The sequence below is a fragment of the Psychrobacter sp. 1Y4 genome (assembly GCF_051847555.1).
In genome coordinates, this window is sequence record NZ_JBPYDE010000270.1 from 1 (window position 1) to 898 (window position 898).

An 898-nucleotide genomic window follows, 5' to 3' on the forward strand; every position below is an offset into this window, starting at 1 on the left:
AGCGGCAAATCGACACTTGCCAAGATTATTACAGGCATTTTCACCCCTACCACAGGTGCGGTAACCATCGACAAACAGCCCGTTGATTCAAACAATAATGCTGATTATAGACAGCTATATTCTGCAATTTTTAGCGATCAGCATATTTTTAAGCAATTGATTGGCAGACAAGGACAGCAGCCAGACGAAGCACTAGTCAATGCGTGGCTGCATAAATTGAACTTACAAGACAAAATAAGTGTGGCTGACAACCAGCTGTCTACTGATAAGCTATCGCAAGGACAACGCAAACGCTTGGCCATGCTTATCGCGGTCGCTGAACAAAAAGATATCTTGCTACTCGACGAGTGGGCCGCGGACCAAGATCCTGCGTTTCGCCGTGTGTTCTACCAGACACTGATACCTGAGCTAAAAGCGCTGGGGAAAACGCTATTTATTATCAGTCATGATGATGGTTACTTTGAGCACGCTGACCGGTTACTGCTAATGAAACAAGGCCGCCTCATTGAGCTCAATGCTGAAGAGCGACAGCGTGCCAGTAAAGATGCCATTGCTATGTTGGCGTAAGTGTTCGCTTAGTAAAGAGTCAATCACAGGTAATAACAGAAGCGGGGCATCTCTTAACAAGACGCCCCACTTTTTTTAGATAAGAAGGATTTTTTGAACCCTTTATTTATTTTAATAATCTCTGCAAAAACCCAACGCGAGAAATCACCAAAAAGTCTAATAGCGCAATAATTACAATCGCAATAATTGCGGTTGGGAATATGATAGCCACTGCCAATAAAGGAATAGCGAGCGGCCACCAAACGGTAAAATGCTGCCCACGCGCTGGCGGGTTGAGGCCGCGATGCTCACTGGCATGACGCGGACGACGCTGCCACCACATGACATAGCC

1 protein-coding gene and 1 pseudogene are annotated in these 898 nt (G+C 46.0%); one reads left to right on the forward strand and one right to left on the reverse strand.

Annotated features, from left to right (window positions below):
• On the forward strand, positions 1 to 567 hold a 567-nt coding region (locus ACS8FC_RS15710), incomplete at its 5' end, for an ATP-binding cassette domain-containing protein (RefSeq protein ID WP_439297456.1).
• A gap of 106 nt (positions 568 to 673) precedes the next feature.
• Here the strand turns inward: ACS8FC_RS15710 and ACS8FC_RS15715 are convergent.
• Positions 674 to 898: pseudogene (locus tag ACS8FC_RS15715) on the reverse strand (PepSY-associated TM helix domain-containing protein); the annotation flags it as partial.